This window comes from Candidatus Defluviilinea proxima (assembly GCA_016721115.1).
Lineage (GTDB): Bacteria > Chloroflexota > Anaerolineae > Anaerolineales > Villigracilaceae > Defluviilinea > Defluviilinea proxima.
In genome coordinates this window covers 354,082-369,263 of sequence record JADKIW010000001.1, presented here as the reverse complement: position 1 = coordinate 369,263, position 15,182 = coordinate 354,082, and the positions used below count along the sequence as shown (strand labels likewise).

The 15,182-nt window shown below is 48.8% G+C and carries 14 protein-coding genes; 10 read left to right on the top strand and 4 right to left on the bottom strand.

Annotation, left to right across the window (positions count from 1 at the left end; translation table 11 throughout):
- Positions 1-8: 8 nt before the first annotated feature.
- From IPP66_01765 to IPP66_01755, 3 genes are all read right to left on the bottom strand, one after another.
- A complete protein-coding gene (locus tag IPP66_01765) occupies positions 9-1,007 on the bottom strand; it encodes a substrate-binding domain-containing protein (GenBank protein MBK9923994.1) in 999 nt (332 codons plus the stop codon).
- A gap of 105 nt (positions 1,008-1,112) precedes the next feature.
- Positions 1,113-1,574, bottom strand: a complete 462-nt coding sequence (locus IPP66_01760; protein MBK9923993.1) for an Rrf2 family transcriptional regulator — start codon at positions 1,572-1,574, stop codon at positions 1,113-1,115.
- Positions 1,575-1,639: 65 nt separating this feature from the next.
- Entirely contained in the window at positions 1,640-2,116 is a 477-nt protein-coding gene (locus IPP66_01755) for a YbaK/EbsC family protein (protein ID MBK9923992.1), read from the bottom strand.
- Between the two features lie 103 nt (positions 2,117-2,219).
- Between IPP66_01755 and IPP66_01750 the strand changes: the two genes are divergently transcribed.
- The 4 genes from IPP66_01750 (at position 2,220) to IPP66_01735 (ending at position 5,154) form a co-directional block, all read left to right on the top strand.
- Positions 2,220-2,582, top strand: coding sequence for a PadR family transcriptional regulator (locus tag IPP66_01750; protein MBK9923991.1), 363 nt, complete (start codon positions 2,220-2,222; stop codon positions 2,580-2,582).
- A gap of 9 nt (positions 2,583-2,591) precedes the next feature.
- Complete coding sequence (locus IPP66_01745; GenBank protein MBK9923990.1) at positions 2,592-3,890, top strand: hypothetical protein; 1,299 nt, start codon at positions 2,592-2,594, stop codon at positions 3,888-3,890.
- 82 nt (positions 3,891-3,972) lie between these two features.
- Entirely contained in the window at positions 3,973-4,581 is a 609-nt protein-coding gene (locus IPP66_01740; protein ID MBK9923989.1) for a hypothetical protein, read from the top strand.
- Between the two features lie 6 nt (positions 4,582-4,587).
- The gene (locus tag IPP66_01735; GenBank protein ID MBK9923988.1) at positions 4,588-5,154 is read left to right on the top strand and encodes a class I SAM-dependent methyltransferase; all 567 of its coding nucleotides are present in this window, start codon (positions 4,588-4,590) and stop codon (positions 5,152-5,154) included.
- Positions 5,155-5,206: 52 nt separating this feature from the next.
- Here IPP66_01735 and IPP66_01730 read toward each other — a convergent pair whose 3' ends face one another.
- Positions 5,207-5,740: a GNAT family N-acetyltransferase gene (locus IPP66_01730; protein MBK9923987.1), complete on the bottom strand. Its 534-nt coding sequence runs from the start codon at positions 5,738-5,740 to the stop codon at positions 5,207-5,209.
- 147 nt (positions 5,741-5,887) lie between these two features.
- Here IPP66_01730 and IPP66_01725 point away from each other — a divergent pair, with 147 nt between their 5' ends.
- From IPP66_01725 to IPP66_01700, 6 genes are all read left to right on the top strand, one after another.
- Positions 5,888-7,162, top strand: a complete 1,275-nt coding sequence (locus tag IPP66_01725) for an imidazolonepropionase (GenBank protein ID MBK9923986.1) — start codon at positions 5,888-5,890, stop codon at positions 7,160-7,162.
- A 282-nt stretch (positions 7,163-7,444) separates the two neighbouring features.
- Entirely contained in the window at positions 7,445-9,088 is a 1,644-nt protein-coding gene (locus IPP66_01720) for a diguanylate cyclase (protein MBK9923985.1), read from the top strand.
- 8 nt (positions 9,089-9,096) lie between these two features.
- Positions 9,097-9,996, top strand: coding sequence for an arginase (gene rocF, locus IPP66_01715; GenBank protein MBK9923984.1), 900 nt, complete (start codon positions 9,097-9,099; stop codon positions 9,994-9,996).
- 104 nt (positions 9,997-10,100) lie between these two features.
- A complete protein-coding gene (locus tag IPP66_01710) occupies positions 10,101-10,727 on the top strand; it encodes a response regulator (protein MBK9923983.1) in 627 nt (208 codons plus the stop codon).
- A 90-nt stretch (positions 10,728-10,817) separates the two neighbouring features.
- On the top strand, positions 10,818-11,588 hold the full coding sequence (locus tag IPP66_01705; GenBank protein MBK9923982.1) for an inositol monophosphatase: 771 nt from the start codon (positions 10,818-10,820) through the stop codon (positions 11,586-11,588).
- A gap of 184 nt (positions 11,589-11,772) precedes the next feature.
- Positions 11,773-14,973, top strand: coding sequence for a tetratricopeptide repeat protein (locus IPP66_01700; protein MBK9923981.1), 3,201 nt, complete (start codon positions 11,773-11,775; stop codon positions 14,971-14,973).
- Positions 14,974-15,182: the final 209 nt, after the last annotated feature.

The window sequence follows — 15,182 nt, the reverse complement described above, 5'->3', positions numbered from 1 at the left end:
AACTGTCTCTATTTGATCTTCGCTAATGACTCTGCTTGTTGTTCAGGTGTGAGTTTTACATACCCAGCCTGTTCAAGATATTGTTGACCGTCGGTCAAGATCCATTGAATGAATGCCAAGGTGAGACCGGATGGTTTGCCTTTGGTGGCAAGGTTCTCAAAACGAGCGGGAGGGGATGGATACTTGCCATTTGCTACGGCGGCGAATGCATCATCCTTGACCTTGTATACTTCATCTGCATCTGCCTGACCATTCGTGTTGATGTCGATTGGCGGGATGATAACGCCCGTCATTACGTTGCCGCTGGTCAGGTCGAACACACTGTTCAGGTTTCCATACCCAATGCCCAACGGGTCTTTGATTACTGTATCCACCATGGCGGGTTCGCCATTGATGCCGATGCCTTTGAGATCATCCTGTGCTTTGCCGCCGCCGAACTTTGCCCACATCTCTGCCGCGCCTGCGGAATCAGAACGAGTGAATACATGGATCTCGTCAGTGACTTCAGGCTTGCCGATCACTTCACCCCAGGTCTTGATCTCGCCAGTGACAAATATCTTTGCGAAGGTTTCTTGTGAAATCCCTTTTGCTAGGATCTCGTTGGCATATGGGTTTTGTGCGCTGACGATGGGGAATACCGCATCCTTGGTCACTGACACCCAGAAAATGCCCTGTGATTCTTCCTCGGGTTTGATGCTACGTGAGATCATGCCGATGTCCACGGCACCTGCGATGGTATCGGTCATGCCTTTGCCGGCGCCGCCGCCTTGCACATCAAATTGCACATCGGGATGAACCTTGGTGAACTCTTCTGCCCAAATGGTCATCATGGGGTAGAGGGCGAACGCACCAGAGACGGATATGGTCCCACTCAATGTTTCAGTGGAGGAAGTGCTCGCGTCAGACTCAGGGACGGTTGATTCAGCAGGAGCGGTAGTTCCGCACGCTGACAGCAATACTGCCAATAGTAGAAGGATGGTCACCCCTGTCAAAGTTTGCTTACGCATGTGTATCTCTCCTATGTTATGTTTGTTTGTAATCTATAATGTCTATAGTACTAGTAGACTTTTGAGCCAAGAAAAAGCGCCCATTTCAGGGCTTTCTCAAAGTGATTACTTTTTACTGCCGAGCTTCTTACGGACCGCGCTTTGCCGTTTGGCTACATCGGCCAACGTGGTGGTATCCAGAATATCAGCAATGGCATTTCGCACATCGCCCATCACCATACGTAATCCGCAAGTTTGTTCATCAGGGCAGCCGCAGGGCTCATAAGCCATCTGGCTCACGCATTTGATCGGAGCCACAGGCCCATCTAACACGCGGAAGATCTGCCCGAGGCTGATCTCACTGGCAGGCCTGGCCAGGTAATACCCGCCACCGACACCCATCTTGCTATGGAGCAACCCTGCATTCTTGAGCGTCAGCAGGATCTGCTCAAGGAACTTCGTTGAGATCTGCTCGCGTTGCGAGATCTCTTTGATCTGCACCATAGGCAGGGAGGTATCTGAGTCGGGGGTACCCGCCAGCATGATCATTGCCCGAAGGCCGTATTCACCGCGTTTGGAAAGTCTCATAGTCTAATAAGTCTATCAATTCTATAGACTTTACTCCTTTACTATAATTCAGTCACTGAATTTTGTCAAGAAGATTCTGCCAGCTCCACGATCTCCACTTGGCCTAATGCTTTTTGGACATCGCTACTCTTCATGAGGATCGCCGTATTGCGGACTCCTGACCCGATGGAAATTTCCTCCTCCCTCAAAACGGACGCGTCCATCATAACTCGAACCTGATTCTTCAACCCAAACGGACTCACCGTCCCGATCCTGTATCCCGTCACTTCCAATACTTCTTCTTCAGTCGCCATTCGTAAGCGTGACCTTTTCACGAGTTGACGTAATTTCTTCCAATCCACTTGTGCAGGTCCCGCCATCAAGACCATCACAAATTCTCCATCTCGTATTTGAAACAAGATACTTCGTACGATCTGTTCGGGGCGTTGCCCTCGGGCAGAAGCCGCCTCCTCGAAACTGGTGACAGGCGTCCTGTGAATAAAGAGGCGATGGGGGATTCCAAGCGAATCCAATGCAATGCTGGCAGGAGGTTGAATTTCCATTTGCCAAGTATATCTTGTCCCAACTAAGGCGCTTGACAATTCTCCCTGCTTCTGATATATATCCGTAACAGATATATCCATTGTAGATATAAAAGAGGTTTCCATGCCCGACACCAATTCAGCTTTTGTTCCAGGCCAGCCTTTAACGCCTGCGGTATTCCATATTCTGCTTGCGTTGGCAGATGGCGATAAACACGGTTATGCCATCATGAAAGATGTGGAAGACCAAACGACCGGGCGAATCAAACTTGGACCCGGCACATTGTATGGCACGATCAAGCGGTTGCTAGCCGCAGACCTGATCGTGGAAGTGGACGAACGCCCCGACCCCGCCCTGGACGATGAACGGCGGCGTTATTATCGGCTGACCGCACTCGGCCGTAAACTGGCTGTGGAGGAGAACCAACGGCTGACACAAGCCGTTAAAGTAGCACGCATCAAGCGGCTTGAAAACCCGCTCAATTGAGGAGACATAATGAAACCGAATCAGTCAATAGAATTTTCGCAACACATTTATCGTCAATTGCTGCGTTTATATCCACAGTCTTATCGTACAACATATGAAACCGAGATGTTCCACGTTTTCACCGATCAATGTCGGGAGGCGTATCAAAAACGGGGTGGGTTAGGGTTGTTATTCCTATGGTTAAGAACACTTGTAGATGTTGGAAAGACTGTCGTGATTGAGCATGTTAGCGCCCCCAATGCCCAAGTGGGGTTGTTGGAAGCCATGCCCAACGCTCCGTTACCTTGGAAGGGTGTGTTGTTGGTGTTGATCCCTGGCTTGGTCTTTTTTATCAGCCAGATCGAACAGGTGATATCGGATAACGATTGGTTTTTCATTGTTTACTATCGCGCGGCTTTCGTTTTGATCGTGCCGGTGTTGTTCGTTTGGGCTTTTACACGCCGTTTCCCGGTGTGGGGTTTGATACCGCTAGGTTTGCTGTACGGGACTTTACAAAGTTATAGTCCAATTTACCTGCTTGGCAAATTGCCTTTCATGCCCCGTTCTAAAGTCATATGGAAGGTGTTTGACTTTGCACTTGATCCATATTATTTTGTACCTGTACTTGCTTGTTTGATTCTCATATGCGGATTGGTCTGGTATAGCGTGCGCCGTCGCCAGTTTTCAAGAACTGCCTGGGCATGGCTGGCTTTGTATGGTGTGTTGCTTGCCTTTCAACTTGTCGCAGAGACTTACCGTTCGTATGAGCGAGATGTGTTTTATTTTGGTGCTAATTGGGAAAGTATCAAATTGTTTTTCCTCCAGACTCCAATATCTTATTTATATAGTTCACTTCCATTTCTGTTGTTGGTTTTCATTGGAAAACTGTTTGCCCGTAAACATGGCGGACTAAGTTTCCTGTTGCTGTTGGGATATCTACTTCCCACTGTTGTCTTTGGGCGCTATGGCGGCGAATGGACGGATTACATTCCGTTCTATGTAGTGGCTCTGGTGGCGTTGATATACCGTTTTACGGTGGCGTTGGTTGCGCCTGTTTGGCTGGTACGTGAAGCGTCCACCCGCGGGCGGCAACGTGCGGCATCCATCCCTGTGGCTGTGGCGATCTTTTTCCACATGGCGCTTAATATTGCTGTCAGTGTGTTGGTAACACGCCTATATGCCTATCAAATGAATTGGTTGGATTTTGTGTTAGCTGTCTGGAATCAGGTGCTTGTCGCCGCAGGGCTGGGACTGGCTGTAGCTTTGTATTTGCCGAAAGAAAAAGATACGGTTAATGTTTCTCCGCCTCTTATCACAGTGACGGAATAATTTTCAGGAAAAGATTAGAGCCAGTCAACATTGACTGGCTCTTCTTATCTATGTTGCCATTCTCATAGAGTAAAATCGGGCTATGTCGAAACTCAAATCACCCATCGCTTTGTTTTTCATCGCGGTTGTTTTAATAGCTCTTCTGGCCTTATTCGGACCGGAAGAACAGTCGCTTGGCTCCAATGTGCGGATCGTGTATCTGCATGGCGCATGGGTGTTGGCGGCGGAGTTGGCTTTTCTTGTTGCGGGGCTCGCGGGTTTGCTCGCGCTGATCTCCAAAAAGGATGTGTTCCACAACTGGTCTGCCGCGCTTGGGCGTACAGGCATTGTCTTTTGGGTGACGTATCTTCCGCTGTCACTGTGGGCGATGCAGGCCAACTGGAACGGACTCTTCCTCGTTGAGCCGCGCTTTCGCCTCGCGTTGATCTTTGCAGTGACGGGTGTGTTGTTGCAAGTCGGCCTCTGGCTCATCAGCGTAGATTGGGTCACATCACTGGCGAACATCATCTATATTATTGTCCTGCGCGTGGTCTTTGCCACAGCCGATAATGTGATGCACCCGCCTCCATCGCCGATCTTCAATTCTGGGAACTACGCCATCATTGGCTTCTTCGTTGCGATGATCCTGCTGTCGCTGCTGGCGGCGTATTTTATGACACGTACGTTCTTGAAACTGAAATCCCCGGAATAAACTTCCATGCTTGTCCTTAGCCTGCTTGGTTTGAATCTACTGCTCTTCGTTTTGGCCCTGCTGTGGATTCTTGTCCCTGCGTTTTATGGGCTTCCCTCCAAGCCGACAAAACCAGATCGCATCCGCAAAGCATTGCAGATGGTGAACTTGAAGCAGGATGAACTTCTTTATGATCTTGGTGCAGGTGATGGACGTGTCCTTTTCATTGCGGCGAAGGAATTCGGGGCGAAAGCGATCGGTATTGAAATTGGACCGGTCCAATGCGCGTTGATCTGGTTACGGGTCACCGCAAGTGGACTAGCTAACAAGGTACAGATTCAGTGGGGGGACTTTTTTAAATCAGATCTGAGCAAAGCGGATGTGGTGTATGTGTATGCCACGTCAAAGGAAGTGGCCAAGCTCGCTTCGTATTTGGAGAAAATGATGAAGCGTGGATCAAGGCTTGTTTCGATCTCTGCAGATTTCCCTGCGTGGGAACCGTCTGCGTTTGATGAGGAGAATCTGATCTTTAGTTATGAAATGCCGCCCAAAGAGGGAAGTCTCACAACGTATCTATTGAAGAATACGAAATAAGATCCAAGCGTCTCGTAAGTGAACAGTGCTTGCCATTGATCTCTCGATCAAATCACCACGGATAACCGTTGAGGTCCAATGATCCCTCTATTGGAGCGGTTTCTCTCACATCCAAAACCATGGGATGATTACCTGTGAATTCGACCTTTCCCTTCCTTTGGTCAACCAATATGCTTCCCTGAAAAGATTTCCAGTTCATACGTTTATAAAACTCAACCGACCGTGATGGACAAAATAAAAGCGCGAACGAAACCTTCAATTCTTCATTCAAGACTCTCGCGGCTTCCCGCATCGCTTCGCTCGTATGACCTTTGTTCTGGCTTTCAAGGTTTGCCAACATGCCCCCGATTCCACCAATTATTTTTATCTCGCCGTTGCTCATGATCTCACGCTTAAGCAGTCCCACTCGTGAGACCAATTCATCTTCATCCCACACCAAAACCGACCACTGCGGTGACGCACGAACAAACTGCTTGTTGATCGTTGTTGTCAGCATTGCGTCTGGATATATGGTGTTTCTCAACCGTTTAAGACCCTCCTTTTGCGTTTCTGATAATTGATCGCTCGCTACAAATTCAATTTTCATTGTAAAGTCTCCTATGGAGATGGAAGGAGGATGGATATAGGTGAGTATAACCGCAAGTTGAATTACATTATTACACAGTGTTCATTCGTGTTTATCTGTGGTTAAATAACATTGTTGTCTACTTCTCAATAACAACTGGAGCCTCCCATGCTCATCCACTCTTCCTCCCAACTCCTCACCCTCGCAGGCGGACCGCAACGCGGTCACGCCCTCGGAACACTTGGCATCATCGAAGATGGTGCGGTCGTCGTGCGCGATGAAAAAATTGTCGCGGTTGGCACAACGGCTGAACTCCGCGCCTCTTATCCCAATGAACCGACTCTCGACGCGAATCGCTGTGTGGTCATGCCGGGGTTTGTGGACCCGCATTCACACGTCATTTGGGGCGGTGACCGTGCGAACGAGTTCGAGATGAAGATGGCAGGTAAGCCTTATCTTGAGATTCTGGCTGAAGGTGGCGGCATCCTCTCCACGGTCCGTGCGACGCGTACTGCTTCCATCGAATCGCTTGTTGCGCAGGCACGTCCGCGTTTGTTGCGTATGTTCAGAAACGGCACTACTACCGTCGAAGCCAAAACGGGATACGGCCTGCAAACCGCCACCGAGCTTCGTCTGCTCAAAGCCCTGCTCACTGTTGATGATGAAACTCCGATTGAAATTGTCCCCACCTTCCTCGGTGCGCACGCCATTCCCCCCGAATATAAAGAAAACTCGCAAGGGTATACCGACCTTGTAAGCGAGACGATGTTACCCATGCTCAAAGAATGGTGGGAGACTCATGCTCCACGACGTCCACTACCCTTTGTGGATGTATTCTGTGAAACGGGCGCGTTCACGCTTGAGCAATCGCGTCAGATCTTGACCAAAGCTGGGTCGCTGAAATTCCCGCTCAAGATCCACGCTGACGAATTCGACAATCTTGGCGGTGTATCGCTCGCGGTAGAGTTGGGAGCCGTGTCTGCAGATCATTTGGTGAAGACATCTGATGCTGACATCGCCGCGTTGGGGAAATCGGATACGGTTGCCGTGTCACTTCCCTGCACTCCATTTGGGCTCGCCGAATGTGATTACACCCCCGCCAAAAAGATCATCGAAGCTGATGGCATCTTCGCCCTCGCCACCGACTGTAATCCCGGCACTACATGGAATGAGTCCATGCAATTTGTGATCGCGCTTGCCTGTCGTGCCATGCGCATCACACCTGCTCAAGCCATCGCCGCAGCCACCATTAATTCTGCACATGCCATTCGCCGTGCCGATACAGTTGGTTCTATCGAAGTCGGCAAACAAGCGGACATGTTGATCCTCTCCGTGCCCGATTATCGTCACATTGGGTATCGCTACGGGACAAACCTGGTGAAACAGATCATCAAGCGGGGACAGGTCTATTCGGTGGATGTGGGATATTACCGCACGGCATAAATATAAAATGTAGCACTGCTTCGCCCCTACGGGTTTAATTTATTCGTTTCTCTTCCACGCTCGTTCGCTTGAGCAAGGAGGAAAGTAGATGATGCACTGGTGGGCATTGCTTACGGCTCTGTAGAGATGGATTGAGATGACATATTGGCAATACTATAGAGGCCGAAAACGAGCATTTGGTAAATCTTTATTCGCTAAGTATGTTGAATTTGTGTGGAATATTTCCCGCCAGCATAGTAAAATTCAAGCGGCGGGAATTGTCCCGTCAGTTTTGGTGAATAGGTGGTCACAGTGGAAACGCAGTGGATCGTTTTTGCCTCGGTATTGTTTTTAAATACGGCTATGGCTTTGGTCATTGCTACCCTATTGGTGCGCAGGCATAAAGCGCCAGGGTTGATGCCCCTTGTATTGATGTTATACCTGTTGGCGCTTTGGAGTTTCAGTTACGCGATGATCACGCTCTCGCCAGCGTTGGAGGTCAAACGATTTTGGCTGCGGATTGAAAACATCGGTATCTTAACTGTGCCAGCCCTGTGGTTCTTTTTTACGATCCAATATACACGCCTGGATAAATGGTTAAATAGATACACAGGTGCGCTGTTCTTTATTATTCCACTGGTCTCATTGATCTGCATATTTTCCACAGCATGGTTTGGACATTATTATTCATCCATTCAGCCGTTTTCCGCGCGGGGTGGCCCGTTGGTGGTTAAGGGCACGCAATTATATTTTGTGGCATTGGCGCAATCGTATTCTTTAAATCTGGTTGCAATCGGATTATTAGTTTGGCGTGCGATCCAGTACCGTAATATCTATCGCAGACAGATGTTTGTTTTGGTGGCCGCCGCTTTCATTCCCATTTTGGTCAACGTGTTCTATCAACTGGCGCCACGAGTGATCCCTGCCTTCACATTCCGCGTGGACCTTACGCCTATTTCCTTTACTGTTTCGGCTGCGTTGGTGGCTGTCGGCGTATTTGGCCTGCGCATCTTTGACCTAATTCCCATTGCGCGTTATACCGTGATGGAACATATCCCTGAGATGGTGTTCGTTGTCGATTCTTATAATCATATCCTGGATGCGAATATTGTTGCCCAAAACATACTAAAAAAATCGCCCGATGAGATTATCGGACAACATCCAGATCATATATTCCGTGATTGGCCGGAGATCGTAAAACAACATAACCTGACAGGGGATGTTCGAGAAGAGATTGTCATTCCTGGCGACCCGTCTCGCACTGTGGACCTTGTCATTTCATCTTTATATGATCGTTTCAACAATGTGCAGGGACGTGTGATCGTGGCGCACGATATCACTGAGCATAAACAACTCGAACAGGCGCTCAAGGACACCAATCAATCCCTCACCGACCAACTCAATGAAAACGAGAAACTTCGCGCTTTGTTGCAAGAGCAAGCTATTCGCGACCCATTGACGAATGTCTATAACCGTCGTTTTATGGCTGAGTTCCTGGATAATGAAATTGCTCGCGCCGAACGAGAACAATCTCCCATATCGATTGTGATCATTGATATGGATAACTTCAGGCAATTCAATGATGCCTATGGTCACAAGTGCGGAGATATAGTCTTGCAGGCATTTTCCAAGTTCCTTGTTGACCGTACACGGCGGGGCGATGTGCTTTGCCGTTATGGAGGCGAGGAGTTTGTTATCATCATGCCCAATGCTGTGCTTGATGTCGCCTACGAAAGAGCAGACGAATGGAGACAAGGTTTTTCAGAGTCTGTGATTCGGTATGAAGATATGAGATTTTTTACTACATTCTCCGCTGGCGTCGCATGCTTCCCCGAACATGGTTTGAGTGGTGATGCGCTTTTACAAGCGGCCGACCGGGCTTTGTACCGTTCGAAAAATAACGGACGCAACCGTGTGACCATGGCTGTAGCCGTAGTAAATTCCTGAGGAACTTAATGCAAATTGATATTATTGGTGTGCCCGTTGATTTGGGAGCTGGTCGTCGTGGTGTGGATATGGGTCCTAGCGCGATACGGTATGCAGACCTTCATCATAAATTAGAAGCAATGGGATATGTGTTGGATGACAAAGGCAACATCGAAGTCCCGATTCAAGAAACGTGCAGTATTACCGATCCCAAACTCAAATACATAGATTGCATCATCCCGATGGGGAGGCGTGTGGCAGGTGCCGTGGCAACCACTGTACAGGGCGGCCGTTTCCCCTTGGTGTTGGGTGGCGACCACAGTCTCTCCGTGGGTTCGATCCGTGGTGCGGCTAAACATAAGAAGCTGGGCGTGATCTGGGTGGATGCCCATGCCGATTTCAACACGCCCGCAACAACCCCTTCTGGAAATATTCACGGGATGCCTCTTGCGGCGTTATGTGGCTTGGGCGACCCGCGTCTTGTTACTCTTTGGGATGAAACGCCTCCGGTCATTGACCCGGGCCGGGTCGCTATTATCGGAGCGCGTGACCTCGACCCGGGCGAAAAACAAAACCTGCGAAATGCCGGCGTCCTGGTACAAAGCATGGAACAAATTGACCGCATGGGCATGGTCACCGTGATGGAACAAGCCATCGAACGCGTCAGTAAAGACGTGGATGGTATCTATCTTTCGTTTGACATGGATGCATTGGATCCGCGTCATGCGCCGGGCGTGGGGACACCTGTCCCTGGCGGGTTGACGTCACGTGAGGCGCATCTGGCTTGTGAGATCGTGGCAGAGACCGGTAAGTTGCTCGGTATGGACATGGTGGAAGTGAATCCCATCATTGATGTGCAAAATGCAACAGCCATTCTGGCTGTAGATTTTATTTGTTCTGCATTGGGCTCGCGTATTTGGAATGAGTAAGAGAAAAGTTTCAGCGTGGATAAAGTGAGTTAAGAGTGAACAATTTGCCCTTAAGGATGACGCGCTCTTGTTCTTCATCCTTAACCCGGCTACAATGGTGAAATATGACGAATACTGTTTATGGTCCCATATTGATCGTGGAAGATGTCCCGAATGTTCTTGAATTGTTGGAAGTGACCCTGCGATTCAAGGGATACTCGGTGATCACAGCTCATAACGGTGAGGAAGCGTTGGAAGTGATCGAGAAGACGCGCCCGGTGTTGATCATCACTGACATCTTGATGCCCAAGATGGATGGGTATGCGTTCATTCAGAAATTACGGATCAATCCTGCTACACGCGGCATCCCTGTGGTGTTTCTCTCTGCCACGTATGTGACGCCGGAAGATAAGGATTTTGCGTTGAGCTTGGGTGCGGCTCGTTTTATGGAAAAGCCGATCGATACCGAAGACTTTTTGCTGACGGTGGCAGAGATCGTTACACAACAACCTTTCACACAACCGCAACCACTGGATATGGAAAAGTTCTATCTCGGGTATCGCATGAGGCTTGAGGAAAAACTGCGCCACAAGAACTCGCAGATCGCGCGCGCCGAACGTTTGCTTCCCACACTGCCGCCCGATCAGAAGCCTGCCTTCGAAGCCCTGCTTCAACAGTCCATGCGTGACCGTGATGAGATACAGGCCGAGTTGTTGGATATTTATAAAACCATCGAAGAACTCAAAAACTAGTTTGTTTATTTCGCTCGGCGGTGGACAAAGTCTCATCGCCGAGTAATTTTTTATCGCTGATGCGATACTCCATAAGTTAGGAATAAAGCCATGCAACTCACATTATCTTATGTCGAAACGCTTGCTCGCAAAGCAGGCGCGATTCTTCGTGACGGTTATAGCAAAGAACACACGGTAGCATATAAAGGCGTGATCGACCTTGTGACAGAGGTGGACCATCAGTCTGAAGCGTTTCTACTGGGCGAAGTACAAAGGGACTTTCCCGAGCACCACATTTTTTCAGAGGAAAGCGGTGTCATTCAAGGTGACGATGAACACATTTGGTACATTGATCCGCTGGATGGGACGGTGAATTATGCGCATCACATTCCCTTTTTCTCTGTCTCGATTGGCTATGCTTCGAAAGGTGTCTTAACCTTTGGCGCAGTGTACGACCCAATGCGTGATGAGATGTTCCTTGCCGAGCGCGGCAAAGGTGCTACGCTCAATGGGGAACCGATCAAGGCCTCGAACACAACTGAATTGCAAAAAAGCCTGCTTGTGACTGGGTTCCCGTATGATGCGTGGAATACCGAGCAGGACAATTTCGCCAATTTCACGAAATTTGCAAAATTGTCGCAGGGTGTGCGCAGACTTGGCTCCGCGGCCCTCGATCTGAGTTATGTGGCGGCTGGTCGCTTTGATGGTTTTTGGGAACTCTCCCTCAAACCGTGGGATGTAGCCGCTGGTGGTTTGATCGCTGAAGAAGCTGGTGCTCGTGTGACCAACGTGAAGGGAAACGCTGATTACATTTCACATCCGCAGTCGATCATTGCCGCCGCCCCTGCCATTCACGGACAAATACTTAGCGAGTTGCACTAGAGTTCATACAACCTTTTGCATATGAATGCTACATCCAGTCACATGGGGATGTCTCTGTGGCTGGATGGGTTTCATAAGGGGTTTATCCCATACTATACATGGGTAAGTTTGTTATCCATTTGTGATAAAAGGTAGATGAAAAATTCTCATAAATCATTAAAATAAGAGAAGGTTCATCTGAGTTATGCCGCAACCTATTCCCATCAGCAAGACCAAGATCGTTATCCCTAACCGTCGTCCTGAATTGCTCTCCCGTTCGCGACTGTTGGAAAGTCTTACGTCCCTGCTTGATAATAAATTGATACTGATCTCAGCGCCAGCGGGGTATGGTAAGACATCGCTGATGATCGATCTGGCACATCATGTGAAAATGCCGGTCTGTTGGCTTTCGCTTGACCTGCTCGACCGTGACCCCCAAAGATTTATTGCCTACTTAATTGCATCGCTGGCCGAACGGTTCCCCAATGTCGGGGGAACATCTCGCGTCCAGTTGAATCAGCTCAAATCCATAGAAAAAGACGCGGAGGCGCTTCTCGTCACGCTTACGAACGAGATTTATGACCATGTCGAAGAAGATTTCCTTCTGATCATTGACGATTATCATTTGTTGGATGATGTGCCGGTCATCTCTGCATTGGTCAACCGGTTCCTTGAACTGGTCATGGAGAACTGTCACATTATTCTTTCTTCGCGCACTCTGCCGTCGCTTGCGAATGTGACCATTATGGTCGCACGTGAGCAAGTCGCCGGGCTTAGCCATGCTGAGCTTGAATTTCTGCCGCGTGAAGTGCAGGCATTGTACGCGCAGAATTTCCATCAGCACCTTTCCGATGAAGCCGCTCAAGAGTTCGTCACGCAAACAGGTGGATGGATCACCGGTATGGTCCTTTCCAATTTACCGGACCTACCTCGCATTTCGGGCGTTGATACCTTCGCTTATCTTGGTCAACAGGTGCTAGCTCAACAACCTCAGCATATCCGCGAGTTTCTTATGCGGACATCTCTGCCGGAGGAATTCAACGCTGAGTTTTGTGAAATCGTCCTCGGCCCGCTTCACTCCGACCGTCCAAGCTGGTACGACCTCATGGGCTTTATCCTTGAAAAAAATCTATTCGTCCTTCCTCTCGATCAGGATGGGCGTTGGCTTCGGTATCATCCACTTCTTCGTGAGTTTCTCCAAACCCGATTGAAAGAAGAGCGCCCTCACGAAGTGCGCCCTATTCTCGAGCGCATGGTCACTGCTTATGAAAAAGCAGGCGAATGGGAAAAGGCCTACTTTACCTGCAAACAATTGAACGATGTGGAAGCCCTTGCAGATGTTGTGGAACGGGCTGGCACGCCAATGCTTCTTAGAGCATTCGTTACATTGGAAGGTTGGCTCAATAGTTTGCCTCCCGCCATGCTCCAAACCCGCCCTGGCTTAATCTCATTGCGCGGCCCGATCATGGCGGTCAAGGGAAACTTGTCAGAATCGAAAGAGTTGCTCGATAAGGCCGTATATATATATCGCAAACAAAAGAATATGACTGGGTTAATACTGGCTTTGGTCCGTCGTGCGAACACACTACGTTTCTTTGGAGACTATACGGCTTCATTGACTGATGTTCAAGAAGCCCTAAGTCTGACCGTCTCTGATATCTCATTGCAGCTCTATTATGCCGAGGCACTCCGTATCAAAGGTTTGGACTTGTATCGTTTGGGCGAATCAAGACAGGCAGTTGAATCGCTGGAGCATTCCCTTTCGCTGTTTTCTGCCATGAATGAACCAGGCAGAATATCTATCTTGTTGATGGAAACCGGTATGGTTCATGGTGCAGTGGGGGATACTGAGTCTGCTCGAAATTCTTATCAAAGGGCCCTCAAACTAAAACAAGCAGAGAATGATTTTTACACTCAGGCTGAAATTTTAAATAATTTGGCAGTGTTATATCACCAGATCGGTGAATATGAACTTGCTTCTGAAACATTTGAGGCCGGGTTGGTGAATGCACGGAAAAGCCGCAATCATCGTGCTGAATCCTTGATCTTGGCCGGATTGGGGGATTTATATGGTGAGGTTGGAGAGTTCGATGCAGCATTGCAGGCTTACACTCAGGCTGAATTAGCGATCGAAAACCTCCCCGGTCTCTTTATTACAAATTATCTTGTAGTCGCGAAAGGGAATCTGGCCCTGGCGCAGGGAAATATCGATGGCGCCGCTCAGATATTAAAAGCATTTCGAAAGAAGATGAAGGTTAACCAATCATCATATGAACGTGGTTTATGGGAATTGTTTGAAGGCAGGTATTATCTGTTGAAAGATGAGCCTCGCAAAGCGATTGTCCTGTTAAAGGAATGTAGAGAGTCCTTTGCGCGCGATGGAAGAGATCTGGAATTGCAATTAAGTATGCTTTGGCTCACTGTTGCGTATGAACAAGCCGGAGACCGTGCCCGTGCCCGCGCACTATTTCAGGAGCTTCTTTCTATAAATTCAATGCCCGACCATGCATTGCTCGTGATGCTTTGTCAGACTGTAAGTTGGCTGAAAGATTTACAGAGCGATACTGTAGTTGGCCGTCAATTGGGTGGTTGGCTGGAAAAATCCCAGCGGTTGAATACAAAACTACCAGCTATTCGAAGGATGTTACGTCGTAATGCCAGTTTTGTCCAAGTACAGTCTGCGGGTCTGGTTGTACGTGCCTTTGGAAACCCAGAAATAAGTGTCAATGGTACGGTGCTTCAAATGTCCGATTGGCGCACTCAATCGGTGCGGGATTTATTCCTCTATTTTCTTTACAGACAGGATGCGGTTACCAAGGAACAGGTTGGGGCTACTCTTTGGCCCGAAACACGCGATACCCAATCATTAAAGGCACGCTTCAAGAACGAGATCTATCGTTTGCGGCGTGCTGCTGGGCGTGATGTGATCGTCTTTGATGATGAGTATTATCGCTTTAACTATCAAATGGATTACGAGTACGATGTGGAAGGATTCGATTCTCATATTCAACGTTCGCGTAAATCATCTGATGTGAAAGCACGGATCGAACACCTCCAGAAAGCTGTGGATCTGGTCCATGGCCCTTATCTGGCCGATGTGGCTTCTGACTGGCCTATCCATGAGCGAGAGAGATTGAAACAGGCATATTCATCGGCTCTTGAGGAGCTTGCATCTCTCTGCCTGAACACCAACCAATTGGATCGGTGTTTAGCTTTGTGCCAGACTGCCATTAACCAGAATCGCTATCACGAAATGATCTACCAGATCGAAATGCGTGTGTATGCCGTACGGGGAGATCGGCCGGCAATCGCGCGATGTTATAAGGCATATAAAGACGCGATGCACGATTTGGGTATCCCCTCTTCCGGAGAGACCGACCAACTGTACCGAGAATTGACCGGGTAAGTCGTATTGGCATTATCAAAGGGCGGATTTTGCAGCCTACTTTGCATCCTGGGGGTGAGTACTATCAGGGACATCGGATAAACGATAAATAAGAAAGAGGTGTCCCATGAAAACAAAACTAGCTCAATTTGTTTCCTCCATAAACAGGATTGATCGTCGCAATTTCCAGGTAGCGTACTTTGCTCTTGTGTTTGTCATTAGCGTTGTTA